The organism is Nocardia sp. NPDC024068, assembly GCF_040638875.1.
Lineage (GTDB): Bacteria > Actinomycetota > Actinomycetes > Mycobacteriales > Mycobacteriaceae > Nocardia.
This window is the reverse complement of the sequence record NZ_JBEZYU010000039.1, coordinates 1-16,001: the sequence shown is the minus strand read 5'-3', so window position 1 is coordinate 16,001 and position 16,001 is coordinate 1. Positions and strand designations below refer to the sequence as shown.

Genomic DNA, 16,001 nt, shown 5'->3' with positions numbered 1-16,001 from the left:
GCCGTGACCGGAGGTCAGTAGCGTCGCATATCGACCTGGCGCCGCGCATTGGACAGCGCGGTCACCACCGCCGCACCCAGCGCGCCGGAGCGGTCGTAGACGGTGACCGCTCCGACCGAAATACCCGCGGCGGCCACCTCATCCTGCGCGATCAGTCCGATCCCCGGCCCTTCGGGCAGCCGGGCCAGGGTCAGGGTCACATCCGAGTTGATATAGCCGATACCGGCGGTACCCCAGTTCGACATGAGACTCGCGGCGTCGGCGGCCATACCGGCGCGCTGGAACGGGGTCACGGGCTCGCCGGCGACCACCGGCAGCATGTTCTGCCACATCGCCTTGCGCGCACCGTTCTGGGTGGCGGCGAAATCCTTGGTCCAGGCCCCGTCCCCACTTTTGAACAGCGGGTGCGCACCCGTTTCGGTATCGGGGGTGTCGGGCACCGGCAGCTCGCGCCCGGGCTGCCACAGCTGCCCCTCGGGAGTTTCGCCGGTGCGCAGATACACCACGGTCGCCCGGGAATGCACCTCGCCGCGCTGTAGCAACTCGGCGTCGGCGACACAGATCCGCTTACCCTCGCGCACCACCGTGCTGCGCAGCGTGGCGGGATCGTCGCCGACCGGACGGAACAGATCGACGGTGAAGCGGGCCGGGACGAATTCCGGGCCGGGCGAGCGGGTATCGAGCTCGCGGGCCAGCAGTCCGCAGATGGCGGGCCCGCTGACCTGGGTCGGGCTCCAGCTCGACATGGCGATCGGGGTGGGCAGGTACTGCGCACCCTCCTTGGTGAAGAACGCGAACACGGTCTCGACTCCTCTCACGCGAACCCGTCCGTGAATTACAACACGTTCTAGTTTCGCGAGCCCCTCCAGCTACCCCGTGGCGCCCTGTTCGCGGACCGCGGCGGTCAGCGCGTCCGCTTCGGCGGCCAGGGTCCCGAGATCGCCCTGCCACCCCAGCGACCGCAACCCGGCATCGGCGATCGCCCGCCGCGCGTCGGCGGATACCTCGCCCTGGTCGGTGCGAATATTGATCACGGTTTCCACCAGGCGGAACGGCAGCACCTCGGCGCCGGGAACGCCGGCGACCCCGGCCTCGGCCACCGCCCCGGCCGCCAGCGCCTCATAACCCTCCCGCAGGTGGTCGCGACGCAACCGGAACCGCGCGAACCGGTCGCCGCGCAATTCGGGCAGAAAATAGAGGGCCCCGATATTCCACCGCGCGGCGCACAGCTGTTCCAGATCGAAGCGGGCCAGCGCGTACAACCGGACCGCGGCCGGTTCGGGACGCCCACGCAGCAGTCCGGCGAGTTCCACCGCCGCCGCGATGGTCTCGCCGAGCAGGGCGTCGAGAATATCGTCCTTGGCCGCGAAGTGGTGGTACAGCGAGGCCTGGCGGATCCCCACCGCCTCGGCGATCGCCCGGGTGGAGGTGTTGCCGTAGCCCTTGGTGGTGAAGAGTTCGGCGGCGGCGTCGAGGATTTCGGCACGCGGCGTGTGCCCCTGACGGCGCCGCGGCTCGAGGCGCGGCCGGCCCGGACCGAGTTGGGTCATACCTGCCATTGTCCCCGACAGACAGGCGGAGCCCTCCGGAGATATTTCTGTCACTTGACAGAAATATCGGCAACGCAGACGTTACGCGCGATCCCGATACGGATACATCGCCGTCACCACGGCGTCTTCCCGCCCAGGAAAACTTTCAGTCGACAGATATTCGTGTCGGATGAAGGGCCCACGGCCATGATCATTCTCGGAATCGCGATCAGCGTGTTCGCGGTAATCGGCATCGGCCTGCTGGTTTCACGCAAAGTGGACGGAGACAGCGTCAACTTCCTCGTCGCCGGACGATCCCTGGGCCTACCACTGGTCGCGGCGGGGCTCATGGGCCAGGCCGTCGATTCCAATGCCACCCTGGGCAATACCGATCTGTCCGGATCCCTGGGCTTCTGGGCCGGCGCCTCGCTACCGCTCGGCCTCGGACTGTGCCTGCTGCTCACCGGGATCTTCTTCGCGAAGCCGATGAACCGGATGGGCCTGCTGACGCTGCCGGACTTCTACCGGATCAAATACGGGCGCGGCGTCGAACTGGCCGCCTCCCTGCTGATGATCTTCAGCTTCTGCATCCTGCTGGCGGGCAATCTGGTCGCGGGCGGCTATCTGTTCGAGCGCTTCCTCGGCATCCCCTACACCGCGGGGGTCCTGCTCATCGTGGCGATCGTGCTGACCTACACCGTCACCGGCGGAATGTTCAGCGACGCCTATACGGCGCTGGCCCAGATGGTGATCACCGTCATCGGCTCGCTCGCGCTGCTGATCTGGGTGGGATCGACCTACGGAATCAATATTCCCGACGGGATGGGTCCCTTCGACCTCGGTCAGCTGAGCAACACCTCCGAAGGCGCGGCCATCAACTGGGCCACCCTCATCGCCCTCGGTATCGGCGATATCGTCGCCATCGACTTCATGCAGCGGATCTTCTCGGCCCGCTCCCCCGAGATCGCCCGGCGCGCCTGCTTCGTGGGCGCCGCCGGCACCGCGGTGGTGGGTATCCCGTACGCGCTGGTCGCCCTGGCCACCACGGATATCGTCGACGCCGACGGCGGCCCGCGGCTGCTGGCCCTGCTCGACGAACACGCGCCCGCCGGACTCGCGATCCTGGTGCTCTCGGCGATCGTCGCCGCCTCCTGCTCCACCGCCAACGGCGCGATCCTCGGAACCGCGGCCGTGGCCACCCGCAATATCGCCGGCCGCACCGAACGCACCGACGCCGCCGGGCGCGACACCCTGCTGCGCGACGTCCGGCTCACCATGATCCCGGTCGCGGCGGTCGCGATCTTCTTCGCGATCGAGGTGCCGCAGACCGGAATCCTGCTCACCCTCGCCTTCGATCTGATGCTGGCCGGGCTGATCGTGCCGTTCGTGGCCGCCCACCTCACCAAGCGGATCACCACCGCGGCGGCGGTGGCGGCGATGGTGGCCGGGCTCGGTGTCCGGCTGGTGCTGTTCGCCCTCACGCCGACCATGTACGGCGTCCCCAACACCGTGCTGTACATCGATAATTCGCTGATCGGTCCCGGATTCGACGGCTGGCCCACCTTCCTGGGCTTCCTGGCCTCACTGGTGGCCTTCCTGGTGACCCTCGCCGTGCGGCCGCCGCGCCCCGCCGAGACGGGGCCCGCCACCACGAAACCCACCGTTACCGACACCACCGCAACGGAACTCGCCGGTCCGGCCGCCCTTCCCGAACCGGCGGCGGCACCGATCGTCCAGCACGGCTGATCGGCCCGCACCGGCGCACCCGCTGCCCACCGAAACCCTGCCCACCGACGAGCAAGGAAAGACGATGACCTCCACCACCTCCTCGACGGCCGGCGCCCGCGAACACGCCCGCGCCCAGGCCACGGCCACCGCCGAACCGGACCTGCCCGAAGGCATCACCGCCGCCGACACCACCTGGACCGTCCGCCTCCCGGCCGAGGGTTACCTCGGCACCGTGCTGGGTCGCGGCACCCGGCTGCGGATCGCGGACCCGCACGGCGCGGCCTGCGCCCATCTGTTCCTGCTGCGCGCCGAAGCCCCGTGGGAGCGCCTGAATATCGCCGATACCGTCAAGGTCCCGTGGCAGGCCTACCTGGGTGACGGACACCCGCTGCTCTCCGACCAGGGCCGGGTACTGGCCACCGTCGTCGCCGATACGTCGGGCCGGCACGACGCGCTGTGCGGTGCCGGACCGCAGGGCCGCGAACTCCTGGCGCGCGCCGCCATGAAACACGACCTCACCGCCCGCGATATCGGTCCCACCCTCGCGCTGTTCCGGGGAGTCCGCGTCGGCGCCGACGGCGCCCTCGCGGCCACCGGTTCCGCCGGTGCGGGCGGCTACCTCGAACTACTGATCCAGCTGCCGGTCACGGTGCTGGTGGTCAATACCGCTCATCCCCTGGACGACGCGCCGGTCACCGATCTCGACCTGGTCGCCTGGCCGGGTGACCACATCGACGTGACCGCGCTCAACAGCGATCCGGAATACCGGCGCGCCGTGGACAACACCGAACAGGCCTGGTCGGCCGCCCGGACTCGACAGGAGTGGATATGAGCAACGCCGCGACAGCGACCGTCGTCCTCGACGAAACCGTACCGGCCCGCGCGCCGTGGTCGGCGATCGTCCGGGCCGGGGAGCGTCTCGACATCATCGACCTGCACGGTAACCAGGCCGTCGACTGCCTGCTGTATTCCGCCGCCGACCACACCGACCGCTACAGCGCGCAGGCCACGATCACCGCGCAGCGCAATATCTTCCTCACCACGGGCAGTGTGCTGCGCACCGATTCGGGCACCGCGCTGATGACCGTGGTCGCCGACGAGGTCGGCAACCACGACACCATCGCCGGCGCCTGCTCGCAGGAGTCGAACACTCTGCGCTACGGACAGCACACCCGCCACCAGCACGCCTGTGTGGAGAACTTCCTCTTCGAGGCGGCGAAATGGGGTATGGGCAAACGGGACCTGGTGTCCAACATCAACTGGTTCATGAATGTGCCGGTGGAGGCCGACGGCACGCTCGGCATCGTCGACGGATTGTCCGCGCCGGGGAAGACGGTATCGCTGCGCGCCGAAATCGACACCCTGGTGCTGGTATCGAACTGCCCGCAGATCAACAACCCCTGCAACGGTTTCGACCCCACCCCGGTCCGCATGGTGGTGACGCGATGACCGCCCCGGCGGCGGCACCGGACCGCGCGCCCGCGGCGCCGGCCGATCCGCGGGTGACCGTCGAACGGCCCGGACTGCTCACCACGGTGCAGGACTGGCCGGGCCGCACCGGGTACTGGCATATCGGGGTGCCGCCGTCGGGGCCCATGGACGATCTGTCCTTCCGGCTCGGCAACCGCGCGCTGGGCAACCCCGAGGGGGCGGCCGGGCTGGAATGCACCATGGCGGGTCCGGCGCTGCGGTTCGCGGCACCGGCCTGGGTATGCGTCACCGGGGCGCCGGTCGAGGTGACGGTGGCCGGACGCCCGGCCCCCATGTGGCGCCCGATCCTGGTGTCCGCCGGTGACACTCTCGACGTCGGAACCGTGCGCGGGCCCGGTCTGCGCTGCTACGTCCTGGTGTCGGGCGGTCTGCGGCTGCCCGGATACCTCGGCAGCGCCGCCACCTTCACCCTCGGCGGGTTCGGCGGAGTGCAGGGCCGCGCGCTCGCGGCCGGTGACACACTGCCGGTGGGTCCCGCGGCCGGGCCGCCGACGGGCGCGGTACCCGGCGGGGAACAGCCGGTGCTGACCCGGCACTGGCAGGTCGCCGTCACCGAGGGTCCGCACGGGGCGCCGGAGTTCTTCACCCGCGCCGATATCGACACCCTGCTGCGCACCGATTACGAGGTGCATTTCAATTCCGACCGCACCGGGGTCCGGCTGATCGGGCCCAAACCCCGCTGGGCCCGCGACGACGGCGGCGAGGCCGGACTGCATCCGTCGAATATCCACGACACCGCCTACACCGTCGGCGCGCTGGATTTCACCGGCGACACCCCGATCCTGCTCGGCCCCGACGGTCCCAGTCTGGGCGGATTCGTGTGCCCGGTGACCGTCACGGCCGCGGACCTGTGGAAACTGGGTCAGCTGTGTCCCGGCGACACCGTCCGTTTCGTGGCCGTCCGGGCCGACCGCAGCGCCCCACCGGGCGAACTCGGCGCGGCCCGGCGGGCGGACTGGCCGGTGGTGCTGTCCTCCGGCGGCGACGGGGACGACGGTGTGCTGCGGCGTGGCGAGACCGCGGACGGCACGGCCGTCACCTACCGGCGCGCGGGTGATGACGGAATCCTCGTCGAATACGGCGAGATGACCCTGGACCTCGAACTGCGCGCCCGGGTGCACGCCCTGCACGAACGACTGCGCGCCGGACGCGAACGCGGGATCACCGAGATGACACCGGGTGTGCGCTCTCTGCAGCTCCGCCTGGATCCGGCCGTCCTGCGCACCGCGGCCGCCCTGGACCTGCTGGTCGAGGCGGAACGGGAACTCCCGGCGGCCGACGATCTGGTGGTGCCCAGCCGCACGGTGGACCTGCCGCTGTCCTGGGACGATCCCGCCACCCGGGAAGCGATCACCCGGTACATGCACGGGGTGCGCGCCGACGCCCCGTGGTGCCCGTGGAATATCGAATTCATCCGGCGGATGAACGGATTGGACAGCGTCGACGACGTTTTCGATACGGTATTCGCGGCCGAGTACCTGGTTCTCGGGCTCGGTGATGTGTATCTGGGCGCGCCGCTGGCCACCCCGACCGACCCCCGGCACCGGCTGATCACCACCAAATACAACCCCGCGCGCACCTGGACCCCGGAGAACGCCGTCGGTATCGGTGGCGCCTATCTGTGCATCTACGGGATGGAGGGTCCGGGGGGATATCAGTTCGTGGGCCGCACCACCCAGGTGTGGAGCCGGGGCACCGATACGGAGACCCCGTGGCTGCTGCGCTTCTTCGACCGCATCCGCTGGTATCCGGTGGAGGCCGCCGAACTCCTGGATCTGCGGGCGGATTTCGCGGCCGGCCGCGGCGAACTGCGCACCACTCCCGGCGAATTCCGGCTGGCGGAGCACCGCCGCTTCCTGGACGACAACGCCGATTCCATCGACGCCTTCCGGGCCCGCCAGAATGCCGCGTTCGCGGCGGAACGCGAATCCTGGCGCCGCTCCGGCGAATTGACCGAGCGCACACCGGCAGGCTGAACGCGCGGCCGGCCGGTGCGCGCGGCCCGGGCGCACCGGCGCCGTGCTCAGGCCCCCGCGCGCACCACGGTCGACTGCAACTGCTCGAGCATCTGGTCGGTGCTCAACACCATGCCGCAGCGGCGGGCGGTGTACTTTAGCGCGATCGAATGCTCTTCGCGGCTGAAATCGGCGACGGCGTCGTGCGCCATGAACGCGTGGATATCGTTCATGAACGCCTCCGCCGCGCTGAGCATGCAACCCATATGCGCGTAGACCCCGGTGACCACCAGCTGATCACGATTGCGGTAGCCCAGCAGCTGGCGCAGATCCGTGCGCTGGAACGCCGAGTACCGCCATTTGGTGACCCGGATGTCCTGCTCTTCGGGCTTCAGCTCGGCGATGACCTCGGTATCGGGCCCGTCCGACATCCCGGTGCCCCAGAAATCGGCCAGCAGCCCGCGCCGGTCGGGATGCTGATCACCCGGTTGCACGCTGTAGATCACCGGGATGCCCAGTTCGTGGCACAGGGTGCGGAGCCGGTCGATATTGGCGATCATCGTCCGCGCCGGATCCTGGTCCAGCTGGTAGGCGGTGAGGAAATAGTTCTGCATATCGTGGATGAGCAGAGCGCATCGGTCGGGGTCGAGTCTCCAGGACACCCGGTTGGTGATCTCCTCGTCCAGCGACGGCATCGCGTACGGTGCGATCGGCTGCATAGGCATGGCCAGAACTCCTCATCTGTTGTGGCCCGCCAACTTTCTGGACAGCGGCGGGCCCGGGCGCAGTAGCGTGTGGTTCGAGGTCAGGGCACGGCCGCGGGCCGGCCGGCCACACCGAGCGGTCCGAGGACGCGCTGGAGTTTGCCGGTGGTCTCGGCCAGTTCGTCGCCGGGATCGGATTCGGCGACGATGCCACCACCCGCGTACGCCAGCAGGGTCTTGTTGTCGGCGGCCAGTTCGGCGCAGCGGATGCTGACCATCCATTCGCCGTTGCCGTCGGCGTCGCACCAGCCGACCGCGCCGGCGTAGAAACCGCGCTCGCCCTCGAGTTCGGCGATCAGCCGGGCGGCCGCCGCGGTGGGGGTGCCGCAGATGGCCGGGGTGGGGTGCAGGGCCGCGGCCAGTTCCAGCGCCGAGGGGCCCGCCGCCGATACCGTCGCCCCGATCGTGGTGCCCAGATGCCACATGGCCGGTGTCTCGGTGAGGTCCGGCTTGGCCGGGGTACGCACATCGGTGCACCGGTCGCGCAGCACACTCGCCACGTGATCGACCACGTAGCCGTGTTCGTGCTGGTCCTTGGCCGAGCCGAGGAGAGTGTCGGCCGCGATCCGGTCGGCCACCGGATCTTCCGCGATACGCCGCGCCGAACCGGCCAGCGGATGGCTGGTGACCTGGGACCCGATGCGCCGCACCAGGATCTCCGGGCTCGAGCCCACCAGATGCCGCCCGGTGTAGACGCCGCCCGCGGCGGACAGGTCGACCAGGTAGCCGTTACCGGCCGGGTCGGTGGAGACCAGCAGATCCAGCAGATCCGTGGCCCGGACCGCGCGATCGGCCCGGGCCCGCAGCCGGCGGGCCAGCACCACCTTGCGCAGGGGGTGGGTGGGATCGGCGAGCAGCCGGACCGCCGTGGCCACCCGGCGGACATGCTCCTCGGGTTCGGGTAGCTGCTCGGTCACCGCGATATCGGGCGCGGTCACCGGACGTGGCGCGCGGGGACCGTCGGTCACCGAGACGGTGTCCGGCGCCCACAGCGCCGCGGGGGCGCCCGGCGTGAACGGCAGCGCGCCGACGATATGGGTGATCCGGCGCGCCCGCAGTTGCGCGACGGCTTCGGCGGCGCTGTGGAAGACACGGCCCCCGGCGGACGCGGTCACGGTGCGTTGCGGCCGGGACAGGACAAAGGCGGGATCCGCGGTGTCCGCGGAATACTCGGCGTTGATGATGATCATCCTCTCGTGTCACATATCCAGCGTTGCGCCGCCGTCGACCCGGAGGTCGTGCATGGTGATGTGGCGCGCGGCGTCGGAAACCAGGAAGCGGACGGTGCCGGCGATATCGGCCGGTTCGGCGATACGCCGCAGCGGGATGCCCAGCCGGTAGTTCTCGGGGTCACCGTCGAGCAGGCTCGCCCGGGCGTCCGCACCGAGTCCGTGGGCATCGGAGTCCGCGTACATTCCGCGCAGCATGGGGGTGTCGGTCGATCCCGGAGAGACCACGTTCACCCGGACACCGTGCGGTGCGACCTGCAGTGCCAGCGACCGCGCGTAGGCGGTGGCGGCCGCTTTCGCCGCGCCGTAGGGCGCCAGGTTCACCCGCGGCACCGTGGCGGAGTTGGACGAGACCACGACGATCGAGCCGCCGCCCGCGGCGACCATTTCGCGGGCCGCCCGCTGGGCGACGTACACCGCGGCGCTGGCGTTCACGGCGAGGCAGCGCAGCCATTCGTCGGCCGGGGTGTCCAGCGCGGAACCGCCGATCATCGCTCCCGCGGCGTGTACCACCACCCGCGGTGCGCCGAATTCGGCGAGGTGTTCGTCGAAGGCCCGCGTGACGGCTGCCGGATCGGTGAGATCGATTTCGGTGGCCTGGGCCCGGGTGTCCTCGTACTGCCGGCCGATCCGGCCGGCCGTGTCGTGTACCCGGGTATCCCGGTCCCACAGCGAGACGAGTGGAGAATCCGCCGCGAGGTCGGTGGCGATTGCCGCGCCTATCCCCCCGGCGGCTCCGGTGACGATTACCCCTTCGCCCCATTGCTTCGTGCCCATTAGGTTAGCCTAACCTGAGTTACATCGTAAAGCCAGCGTTACGGTGTGATATCGAACAAGATCGCCGATCGGAAAGAGGTGCTCCATGCCAACGCCCGCGCTCCCCGGTTTCACACCGTGGCCGCCGGACCAAGCCGACCGGTTTCGTACCGAAAAGCTCTGGACCGGTGAAACATTCGGCAACCTGCTGACCGACCGAGCGAAGAACACCCCCGAGGCGATCGCCGTCGTCGACGCGAACAACCGCTGGACCTACGCCGAACTCGACCGCCGCGCGCGCTCCCTCGCCACCGGGTTTCGCCGGCTCGGAATCGAGCCGGGCGACCGGGTCCTGGTGCAGTTGCCCAATCGTGCCGAATTCGTGGAAGTGATCTTCGCGCTGTTCCGTCTCGGCGCGCTGCCGGTGTTCTGCCTGCCCGCGCACCGCGAAGCCGAACTGGTACCCATCGCCGCCGCCAGCGGTGCGGTCGCGATGATCACCAGCGACCGCCACCAGCATTTCGACTACGCGGCGCTCGCGGAGACGGTCCGCGGCAAGGTCGCCGGAGTGCGGCACATCCTGTTGCTCACCGATAACCCGGACCACGAATTCGCCGCGGGCGCGGCCGATCTCGCGGACTTCCGCGACGAACCCGGTGAACTGCCGGAGGTGGACGCCGCGGCGGTGGCCTTCCTGCAACTGTCCGGCGGCAGCACCGGTATCCCGAAGCTCATCCCGCGCACCCACGACGACTACCTCTACAGCGTCCGGCGCAGCGCCGAGATCACCGAACTCGGCCCGGACAGCGTCTATCTCGCGACCCTGCCGGTGGCCCACAACTTCCCGATGAGCTCGCCGGGCATCCTCGGCGCGCTCTACGCGGGCGGAACCGTGGCCATGACACCGGATCCCACCCCGTCGACCGCCTTCGCGGCCGTGGAACGTTTCGGTGTCACCATCACCGGGCTGGTCCCGCCGCTGGCGCGGCTGTGGGTCGAACGGGCCGAAAAAGGCGGCGAGCTGCCCGATCTGTCCACCCTGCGGGTGCTCCAGGTCGGCGGCGCCCGCTGCCCGGACGAGCTGGCCGAGCGGGTCGGTCCCGCGCTGGGCGCCACCCTGCAGCAGGTGTTCGGGATGGCCGAGGGCCTGGTCTGCTACACCCGGCTCGACGATCCGCTCGACGTGGTGGTCGCCACCCAGGGCCGGCCGATGTCGGAATACGACCGGATCAAGATTGTCGACGACGCGGGCGCCGAGGTGGCGCCGGGCGCGGACGGGAATCTGATGACCCAGGGCCCGTACACGATTCGCGGCTACTACGACAACCCCGAGGCCAACGCCCGCAGCTTCACCGAGGACGGCTGGTACCGCACCGGCGATATCGTCGCGCTGCGTCCCGACGGCAACCTCGTGGTGAAGGGCCGCGCCGGCGACTGGGTCAACCGGGGCGGTGAGAAGGTGTCGGCCGAAGAGCTCGAGGCCTACCTGCTCGAACATCCCGGTATCCGCGATGCCGTGATCGTGGGCACGCCCGACCCCGTTCTCGGACAGCGCATCTGCGCTTTCGTCCAGCCCGTGGACCCGGAAACGCCGCCCACTCTGACCACCGTCCGCGCCTTCGTGCGCCGGCGCGGTATCGCGGCCTGGAAGATGCCGGACGCCGTGGTCACGGTCGCCGAGTTCCCGGAGACCGGGGTCGGCAAAACCAGTCGCCGCGATCTGCGGCGCCTGCTGGCCGAAGGCCACGGCGAGCAGTGACCGGTTCCGCGAACCGCGCGCGACGCGCGGTTCGCGGGACCGCCCGGTCACGGGCACAGCACCTCCAGCCAGGAATCCAGGACCGGATCACCGGCGAGCAACATCGGATCGACGGTCTCATGGCCCTCGGACCGCCACTTCTCCACCAGCTGCATGATGCGCACCGAATCCAGTCCGGCGTCGAGCAGATTGGTGTCGGTGGCCAGCTCCTCGGGGGCGACACCCATTACCTCGGCCACATCCCGGATGAACCGGTCGCGGTCGGTTGCCGTCGTCGATTCGTTCGTCATCTGATCCCTCATTCCTCGCGGTCGAAATCCGCGACCCCGTGTTTCCAATAGCCCGCGATCAGGCAGTCCTTCGGCCCGACACCGAGTTCACCGCGTATCCATTTGCGGATCGGACGCAGTTGCCCGGCCTCGCCCGCGACCCACGCGTACACGGACTCCCCGGCGGGCACATCGGCCGTACGCACCGCCTTCTCCAGCAGATCCCCGGTGCCCGGCGGTACGTCGCCCCGGTGCAGCCACCGGACCTCGATACCCGCGGGCGGGTCCAGCTCGATCTCCTCGCCCGCGTCGGTGATCTCGACGAACGCCCAGCCCTTGGTATCGCGCGGCAGCCACTCCAGCCACCGGGCGATCGCGGGCAACGCGGTGATATCACCGGCGAACAGGTAGTTGTCGTAGCTGGTGGGCACCACCACTCCACCGGGCGGCCCGGCGATATGGATCCGGGTACCCACCTCCACCGATTGCGCCCATTCGGCGGCCAGACCGCCGGGATGCAGCGCGAAATCGATATCGAGCTCCCCGCCCGCGGCGTCGTGCCGCCGCACCGTGTACTCCCGGGAGATGGGCCGCGGCGCCGGCCATTCCAGCGACAGCCCGTCGGGGACGGGCAACCGCAGCGCGCCGTCGGTATCGGGGAAGATCAGCCGGACGTGCTCGTCCGGGACGTAACTGTGGAATCCGTCGAGTCCCGGCCCGCCGAAGGTGATCCGGATCAGGCCGGACCCCACGGCCGCGGAACGGATCACCTCCACTTCCCGCAGGCCGATCGGATACCCGACCTTCGCGCCGTGCGAGCCGGCCAGTACTTCGGCGATCCGTTCACGGTAGGCCCCGCGATCCATCACACACCGTCCTTTCCTTTGTCCACGATCCCGGTGGGCTGTACCGGTGGGACCACCCCCGTGCCGGGCAGACTCCCGGCGACTTCTGCGGGTCCGGGCGCACGTCCGGCACCGTCCGCATCGGACGTCTTCCCGGCCGGACCTTCCCGTCCGGCGGATCCGCCCGGCCCGGAAGCGGGAGCGGCGAGACCGGCCAGCGGCGCCATGAGCACCAGCGCCGGGACGAACAGGACCAGCACCGCCGTCCCGTAGACCACCAGGGCCGTACCGGGTTCCACGAGGTTGCCGACCGCACCGGCCGCCATGGATCCGACCGCGGTGCCGGTCACCGACTGCACCATGAGCAGGCCCGACATCCGCCCGCGCATATCCTCCGGGGCGTTCTGTTGCAGCACCGCGTAGCGCAGGATGTTGTTCACCGCCCGGGCCACACCGAACGCGGCCAGCCCGAAGAAACTCCAGGCCGCCTGCGGCCAGATCCCGGCCAGGATGACCCCGACCGGCATGAGCGCCAGCGAGATCAGCAGTACGAGTCCGTTGCGGTTCGCGCGGCCGATCCAGCCGCTGGTCAGCGATCCCAGCACGGCCCCCGCGCCGGGTGCGGCGTAGAGCAGGCCCAGGGTCGCGGGACCGGCCGCGAGCGCACGGTCGGCGAAGGCGGGCAGCAGCACCAGCGGTCCGGCCACCAGCATGCCGAGCAATCCGCTCACCAGTACCGCGCGGATGATGCGGTGCCGCATGGCGAATCCGATGCCCTGCCCCAGTTCGACGAGCGGATTGCGGATCTCGCGGGCCGGCGGCGGCGCCGGTCCGATCGCCCGCACCAGCCCGACCGTGCCCACGGTCGCCACCGCGGCGGCGAAGAACGCGAAGGAGACCCCGATCTGGGCGATGAGCACACCGGCGATGGCCGGGGTGATCATCGTGCCCAGATCCGAGGTGAGGGTGGTCAGCGCCCCCGCCGCGGCGACCTTGTCGCGGCCCACCAGCATCGGCACCAGCGCCATGAGCGCCGAGCCGCTGATACCACCCGCCGCGCCGTCCAGCAGCGCGGCGAGATAGATCACGACCAGCGTCGGATCGGGCAGCAGTGAGTTGATGCCCAGACCCAGGAAGGCCACCCCGGCCGCGGAACGCGACCACTGGATCACCGTGCGCCGATCGAACCGATCGGCGATCACACCGCCGGCCAGACTCCCGCCGAACAGCGCGATGGCCATCGCCGTCGATACTCCGGCCACGTGCAGACTCGATCCGGTGAGGTCGTAGACCTGCACCGGCAGGGCCACCATCAGCAGCCCGATGCCGAGGACCGAGATCAGTCGCGCGCCGAAGGCACAGCGGAACCGCCGGCTCTCCCGCAACGGCGAGAGATCGATGAGGAGGCCGGCGGGGGTCGTCACTTGAACTGCTCCGAGATCAGGTCGAGGGTGTTCATCACGCCGCGGTAGTCCGGCCGGTAGCTGGTGGCCGGCAGTTCGTAGACCTTCTTGTCCTTGAACGCGGGCAGCTGCGCGTACATCGGATCCTTGCCGAGATCGGCCGCGCTCTTGGCGCCGCTGAGCGGAACCACGATGACGGCTTTCTGGTCCAGGACCTTGGTCAGCAGTTCGGGGCTGAAGTTGAACCAGTCGGCGGAGGGGTTGATCTCGGGGTTACCGGCCTTGGCCACCACCTGATCGTCGGCGGTGAAACCGAGTTCGGCGAGCAGGGTCGGCAGGGCGGCGTTGGACAGGATCATCTTCGGCTGCCCGTCGGAGGCCGACTGGAAATAGCCGATCTTCTGCTCGGGAGCCTTGATCTCGTTCTTCACCTGGGCGAGACGATCGTTGTAGGCCGTGAGCAGCTCGTCGACCTTATCGCTCTTGTTCACCACCTCGGCGAGCAGTTTCAGCTGATCCTGCCAGCCGGTGACGTCACCGGGCACCAGCACGGTCGGCGCGATCGCGCTGAGCTGGTCGTAGGCGTCCACCGACTGTTTGGCCGGGAAACCCTGGCCGCCGCCGATGATGAGATCCGGCTGCATGGAGGCGACGAACTCCACGTTCACGCTCTGTCCGATCGGAACCACCTGGGTGCCCTGTTCGGTCGCGTCCGCGGTCCACGTCGGGGGGAACTTCCCGCTGCGGTCGGTGACGCCGAGCACCCGGGTGTCGGCGGCGGTCACCGGAACATCGAGGTCGTAGAGGTAACCGGCGAGCGCGCCGTTGAGCACCACGACCCGCTGCGGATCGGACGGCACCTCGATGGCACCCTTCTGGGTCTGAACCGTCCGGGTCCCGCCCTCGGCGGCGGGTTCGGCGGAGGAGCTACAGCCCGCGACCGCGACGACCGCGACGAACAGGCCGACTACCGCGCGTAGCCAGGCCGCGAAGCGGCTTCGGGATAACAGCGACATAGGTGTTTCACTTTCTTTCTCGAACCGCCGGGGCACCGGACGGTGCCACGGCGAAGTCTCGGGGCGGGCCGGCATCTCAGGCCCGCAGCGCCGGATCGGTGTCGAGCAATGCCGCGACCTCCGCCCAGCCGTCGTCGGTCACGATCCCGAAGTGCGTATACGGCAACCGGCGTGCCGTGACGCGGGCTCCGGCCGCGCGCCAGCCGGCGAGCTGCGCGGCGACCCGGGCGGCATCGTGGTCGCCACCGGGGTCGGCGGCGTACAGCGCCATCGGCCCGGTGTAGCGCGGTGTCTCCGAAACGGTCACCATACGCAGTAGTTCGCTCGCCGCGGCCCGGATCAGGGCCGCGAGATCGGGGGCGTCCGCGGGGAGTTCGGGAAGCAGTTCGTCGAGCCGGGACGGGTCGGCCAGGACGCCGTTCGCCTGATCGATCAGGTTGGCCAGCGGATGCGAATCGACCAGGCCCACGAACGCGACCTCCGCGCCGGACGCCACCAGCCGCGCCGCCATCGCGTGCGCGATAGTGCCGCCGAGTGAGTAGCCCAGCAGATGGTAGGGCCCCTCGGGCTGGATCTCCCGGATCGTGGCCACATAGCGGGCGGCCAGATCGTCGAGGGTGGCGACGGCGGAATCGCCGTCGCGCAGTGCGGGCAGCTGGAGTCCGATGAGCGGCCGGTCGGCACGCAGCCGCCGCGCCAGCGGGGTGAACTGCCAGGCCGTTCCGCCCACCGGATGCACGCAGAACAGCGGTGTCCCGGCACCGGCCGCCCGCAGCCGCAAGACATGGTCGAGCCGGCGGCCGAGCATCGCGATCTCCTCCGAGACCGGCGCGGCCGCGGCGCCGGAACCGGGAACAACCGCGCCCGCGGCGGCAACGACCGCGCCGGTACCGGAAGCGGCGGCGCCCGGAGTGCGGACACCCGGTGCGCCGGGCACCACGACGCCGTCGATCCGGCCGGCCAGCGCCCGCGCGGTGGGGGCCTCGAAGACATCGTCGACCACGACCTCGTGACCCGCCCGCCGCAGCCGTCCCACCAGCCGGACCGCGGTGAGCGAATGCCCACCGGCGGCGAAGAAATCGTCGTCCGCGCCGATCCGGTCGATGCCCAGGACAGCCGCCATCGCATCGAGCACCGCCGCCAGGGCTCCGGCCGCCACGGTTCCGGCCGCCACGGTTCCGGCCGCCACGGTTCCGGCCGCCACGGTTCCGGCCGCCACGGTTCCGGCCGCCACGGTTCCGGCCGCCACGGTTCCGG

15 protein-coding genes are annotated in these 16,001 nt (G+C 70.0%); 5 read left to right on the top strand and 10 right to left on the bottom strand.

Translation table 11 applies throughout. The features are described 5' to 3' along the window. Positions 1 to 14: 14 nt before the first annotated feature. Both AB0F41_RS23315 and AB0F41_RS23310 read right to left on the bottom strand, forming a co-directional pair. Positions 15 to 818 (bottom strand): acyl-CoA thioesterase domain-containing protein, encoded by an 804-nt coding sequence (locus AB0F41_RS23315; protein WP_357427123.1) that lies wholly within the window; start codon positions 816 to 818, stop codon positions 15 to 17. Between the two features lie 51 nt (positions 819 to 869). After that, complete coding sequence (locus tag AB0F41_RS23310) at positions 870 to 1,550, bottom strand: helix-turn-helix domain-containing protein (protein ID WP_357427121.1); 681 nt, start codon at positions 1,548 to 1,550, stop codon at positions 870 to 872. 186 nt (positions 1,551 to 1,736) lie between these two features. On the opposite strand from AB0F41_RS23310, the gene AB0F41_RS23305 reads away from it, so the two are divergent. The 4 genes from AB0F41_RS23305 (at position 1,737) to AB0F41_RS23290 (ending at position 6,724) form a co-directional block, all read left to right on the top strand. Beyond that, positions 1,737 to 3,275, top strand: a complete 1,539-nt coding sequence (locus AB0F41_RS23305; protein WP_357427119.1) for a sodium:solute symporter family protein — start codon at positions 1,737 to 1,739, stop codon at positions 3,273 to 3,275. Between the two features lie 64 nt (positions 3,276 to 3,339). Further along, positions 3,340 to 4,089: a DUF1989 domain-containing protein gene (locus AB0F41_RS23300; RefSeq protein WP_357427117.1), complete on the top strand. Its 750-nt coding sequence runs from the start codon at positions 3,340 to 3,342 to the stop codon at positions 4,087 to 4,089. Then, positions 4,086 to 4,706, top strand: a complete 621-nt coding sequence (locus AB0F41_RS23295) for an urea amidolyase associated protein UAAP2 (RefSeq protein WP_357427115.1) — start codon at positions 4,086 to 4,088, stop codon at positions 4,704 to 4,706. Before AB0F41_RS23300 ends, AB0F41_RS23295 begins: the two co-directional genes overlap by 4 nt. Further along, positions 4,703 to 6,724, top strand: coding sequence for a 5-oxoprolinase/urea amidolyase family protein (locus tag AB0F41_RS23290; RefSeq protein ID WP_357427113.1), 2,022 nt, complete (start codon positions 4,703 to 4,705; stop codon positions 6,722 to 6,724). Before AB0F41_RS23295 ends, AB0F41_RS23290 begins: the two co-directional genes overlap by 4 nt. 47 nt (positions 6,725 to 6,771) lie before the next feature. Here AB0F41_RS23290 and AB0F41_RS23285 read toward each other — a convergent pair whose 3' ends face one another. From AB0F41_RS23285 to AB0F41_RS23275, 3 genes are all read right to left on the bottom strand, one after another. After that, the gene (locus tag AB0F41_RS23285) at positions 6,772 to 7,428 is read right to left on the bottom strand and encodes an isochorismatase family protein (RefSeq protein ID WP_357427111.1); all 657 of its coding nucleotides are present in this window, start codon (positions 7,426 to 7,428) and stop codon (positions 6,772 to 6,774) included. Positions 7,429 to 7,508: 80 nt separating this feature from the next. Beyond that, positions 7,509 to 8,657 (bottom strand): chorismate-binding protein, encoded by a 1,149-nt coding sequence (locus tag AB0F41_RS23280; protein WP_357427109.1) that lies wholly within the window; start codon positions 8,655 to 8,657, stop codon positions 7,509 to 7,511. A 9-nt stretch (positions 8,658 to 8,666) separates the two neighbouring features. Further along, positions 8,667 to 9,473 carry an SDR family oxidoreductase gene (locus AB0F41_RS23275; RefSeq protein ID WP_357427107.1) on the bottom strand — a complete coding sequence of 269 codons (807 nt, stop codon included), beginning with the start codon at positions 9,471 to 9,473 and terminating at the stop codon, positions 8,667 to 8,669. Positions 9,474 to 9,558: 85 nt separating this feature from the next. Between AB0F41_RS23275 and AB0F41_RS23270 the strand changes: the two genes are divergently transcribed. Further along, positions 9,559 to 11,211 (top strand): AMP-binding protein, encoded by a 1,653-nt coding sequence (locus AB0F41_RS23270; protein ID WP_357427105.1) that lies wholly within the window; start codon positions 9,559 to 9,561, stop codon positions 11,209 to 11,211. A 47-nt stretch (positions 11,212 to 11,258) separates the two neighbouring features. Here AB0F41_RS23270 and AB0F41_RS23265 read toward each other — a convergent pair whose 3' ends face one another. The 5 genes from AB0F41_RS23265 to AB0F41_RS23245 all read right to left on the bottom strand — a co-directional run. Beyond that, positions 11,259 to 11,501 carry a phosphopantetheine-binding protein gene (locus AB0F41_RS23265; RefSeq protein WP_357427103.1) on the bottom strand — a complete coding sequence of 81 codons (243 nt, stop codon included), beginning with the start codon at positions 11,499 to 11,501 and terminating at the stop codon, positions 11,259 to 11,261. 8 nt (positions 11,502 to 11,509) lie between these two features. After that, complete coding sequence (locus tag AB0F41_RS23260; RefSeq protein ID WP_357427182.1) at positions 11,510 to 12,346, bottom strand: siderophore-interacting protein; 837 nt, start codon at positions 12,344 to 12,346, stop codon at positions 11,510 to 11,512. Then, positions 12,346 to 13,749, bottom strand: coding sequence for an enterobactin transporter EntS (gene entS, locus AB0F41_RS23255; RefSeq protein WP_357427101.1), 1,404 nt, complete (start codon positions 13,747 to 13,749; stop codon positions 12,346 to 12,348). The genes AB0F41_RS23260 and entS overlap by 1 nt, the downstream gene beginning before the upstream one ends. Next, the gene (locus AB0F41_RS23250; RefSeq protein WP_357427099.1) at positions 13,746 to 14,744 is read right to left on the bottom strand and encodes an ABC transporter substrate-binding protein; all 999 of its coding nucleotides are present in this window, start codon (positions 14,742 to 14,744) and stop codon (positions 13,746 to 13,748) included. The genes entS and AB0F41_RS23250 overlap by 4 nt, the downstream gene beginning before the upstream one ends. 76 nt (positions 14,745 to 14,820) lie before the next feature. Next, the coding region (locus AB0F41_RS23245; RefSeq protein ID WP_357427097.1) for an alpha/beta fold hydrolase at positions 14,821 to 16,001 on the bottom strand (1,181 nt) is incomplete at its 5' end.

Excerpts from the sequence above, each read along its gene's own strand:
- AB0F41_RS23295 (WP_357427115.1), top strand. The coding sequence starts at position 4,086 with ATGAGCAACGCCGCGACAGCGACCGTCGTCCTCGACGAAACCGTACCG.
- AB0F41_RS23265 (WP_357427103.1), bottom strand. The coding sequence starts at position 11,501 with ATGACGAACGAATCGACGACGGCAACCGACCGCGACCGGTTCATCCGG.
- AB0F41_RS23305 (WP_357427119.1), top strand. The coding sequence starts at position 1,737 with ATGATCATTCTCGGAATCGCGATCAGCGTGTTCGCGGTAATCGGCATC.
- AB0F41_RS23260 (WP_357427182.1), bottom strand. The coding sequence starts at position 12,346 with ATGGATCGCGGGGCCTACCGTGAACGGATCGCCGAAGTACTGGCCGGC.
- AB0F41_RS23290 (WP_357427113.1), top strand. The coding sequence starts at position 4,703 with ATGACCGCCCCGGCGGCGGCACCGGACCGCGCGCCCGCGGCGCCGGCC.
- AB0F41_RS23310 (WP_357427121.1), bottom strand. The coding sequence starts at position 1,550 with ATGACCCAACTCGGTCCGGGCCGGCCGCGCCTCGAGCCGCGGCGCCGT.
- AB0F41_RS23280 (WP_357427109.1), bottom strand. The coding sequence starts at position 8,657 with ATGATCATCATCAACGCCGAGTATTCCGCGGACACCGCGGATCCCGCC.
- AB0F41_RS23250 (WP_357427099.1), bottom strand. The coding sequence starts at position 14,744 with ATGTCGCTGTTATCCCGAAGCCGCTTCGCGGCCTGGCTACGCGCGGTA.
- AB0F41_RS23270 (WP_357427105.1), top strand. The coding sequence starts at position 9,559 with ATGCCAACGCCCGCGCTCCCCGGTTTCACACCGTGGCCGCCGGACCAA.
- AB0F41_RS23275 (WP_357427107.1), bottom strand. The coding sequence starts at position 9,473 with ATGGGCACGAAGCAATGGGGCGAAGGGGTAATCGTCACCGGAGCCGCC.
- AB0F41_RS23300 (WP_357427117.1), top strand. The coding sequence starts at position 3,340 with ATGACCTCCACCACCTCCTCGACGGCCGGCGCCCGCGAACACGCCCGC.
- AB0F41_RS23285 (WP_357427111.1), bottom strand. The coding sequence starts at position 7,428 with ATGCCTATGCAGCCGATCGCACCGTACGCGATGCCGTCGCTGGACGAG.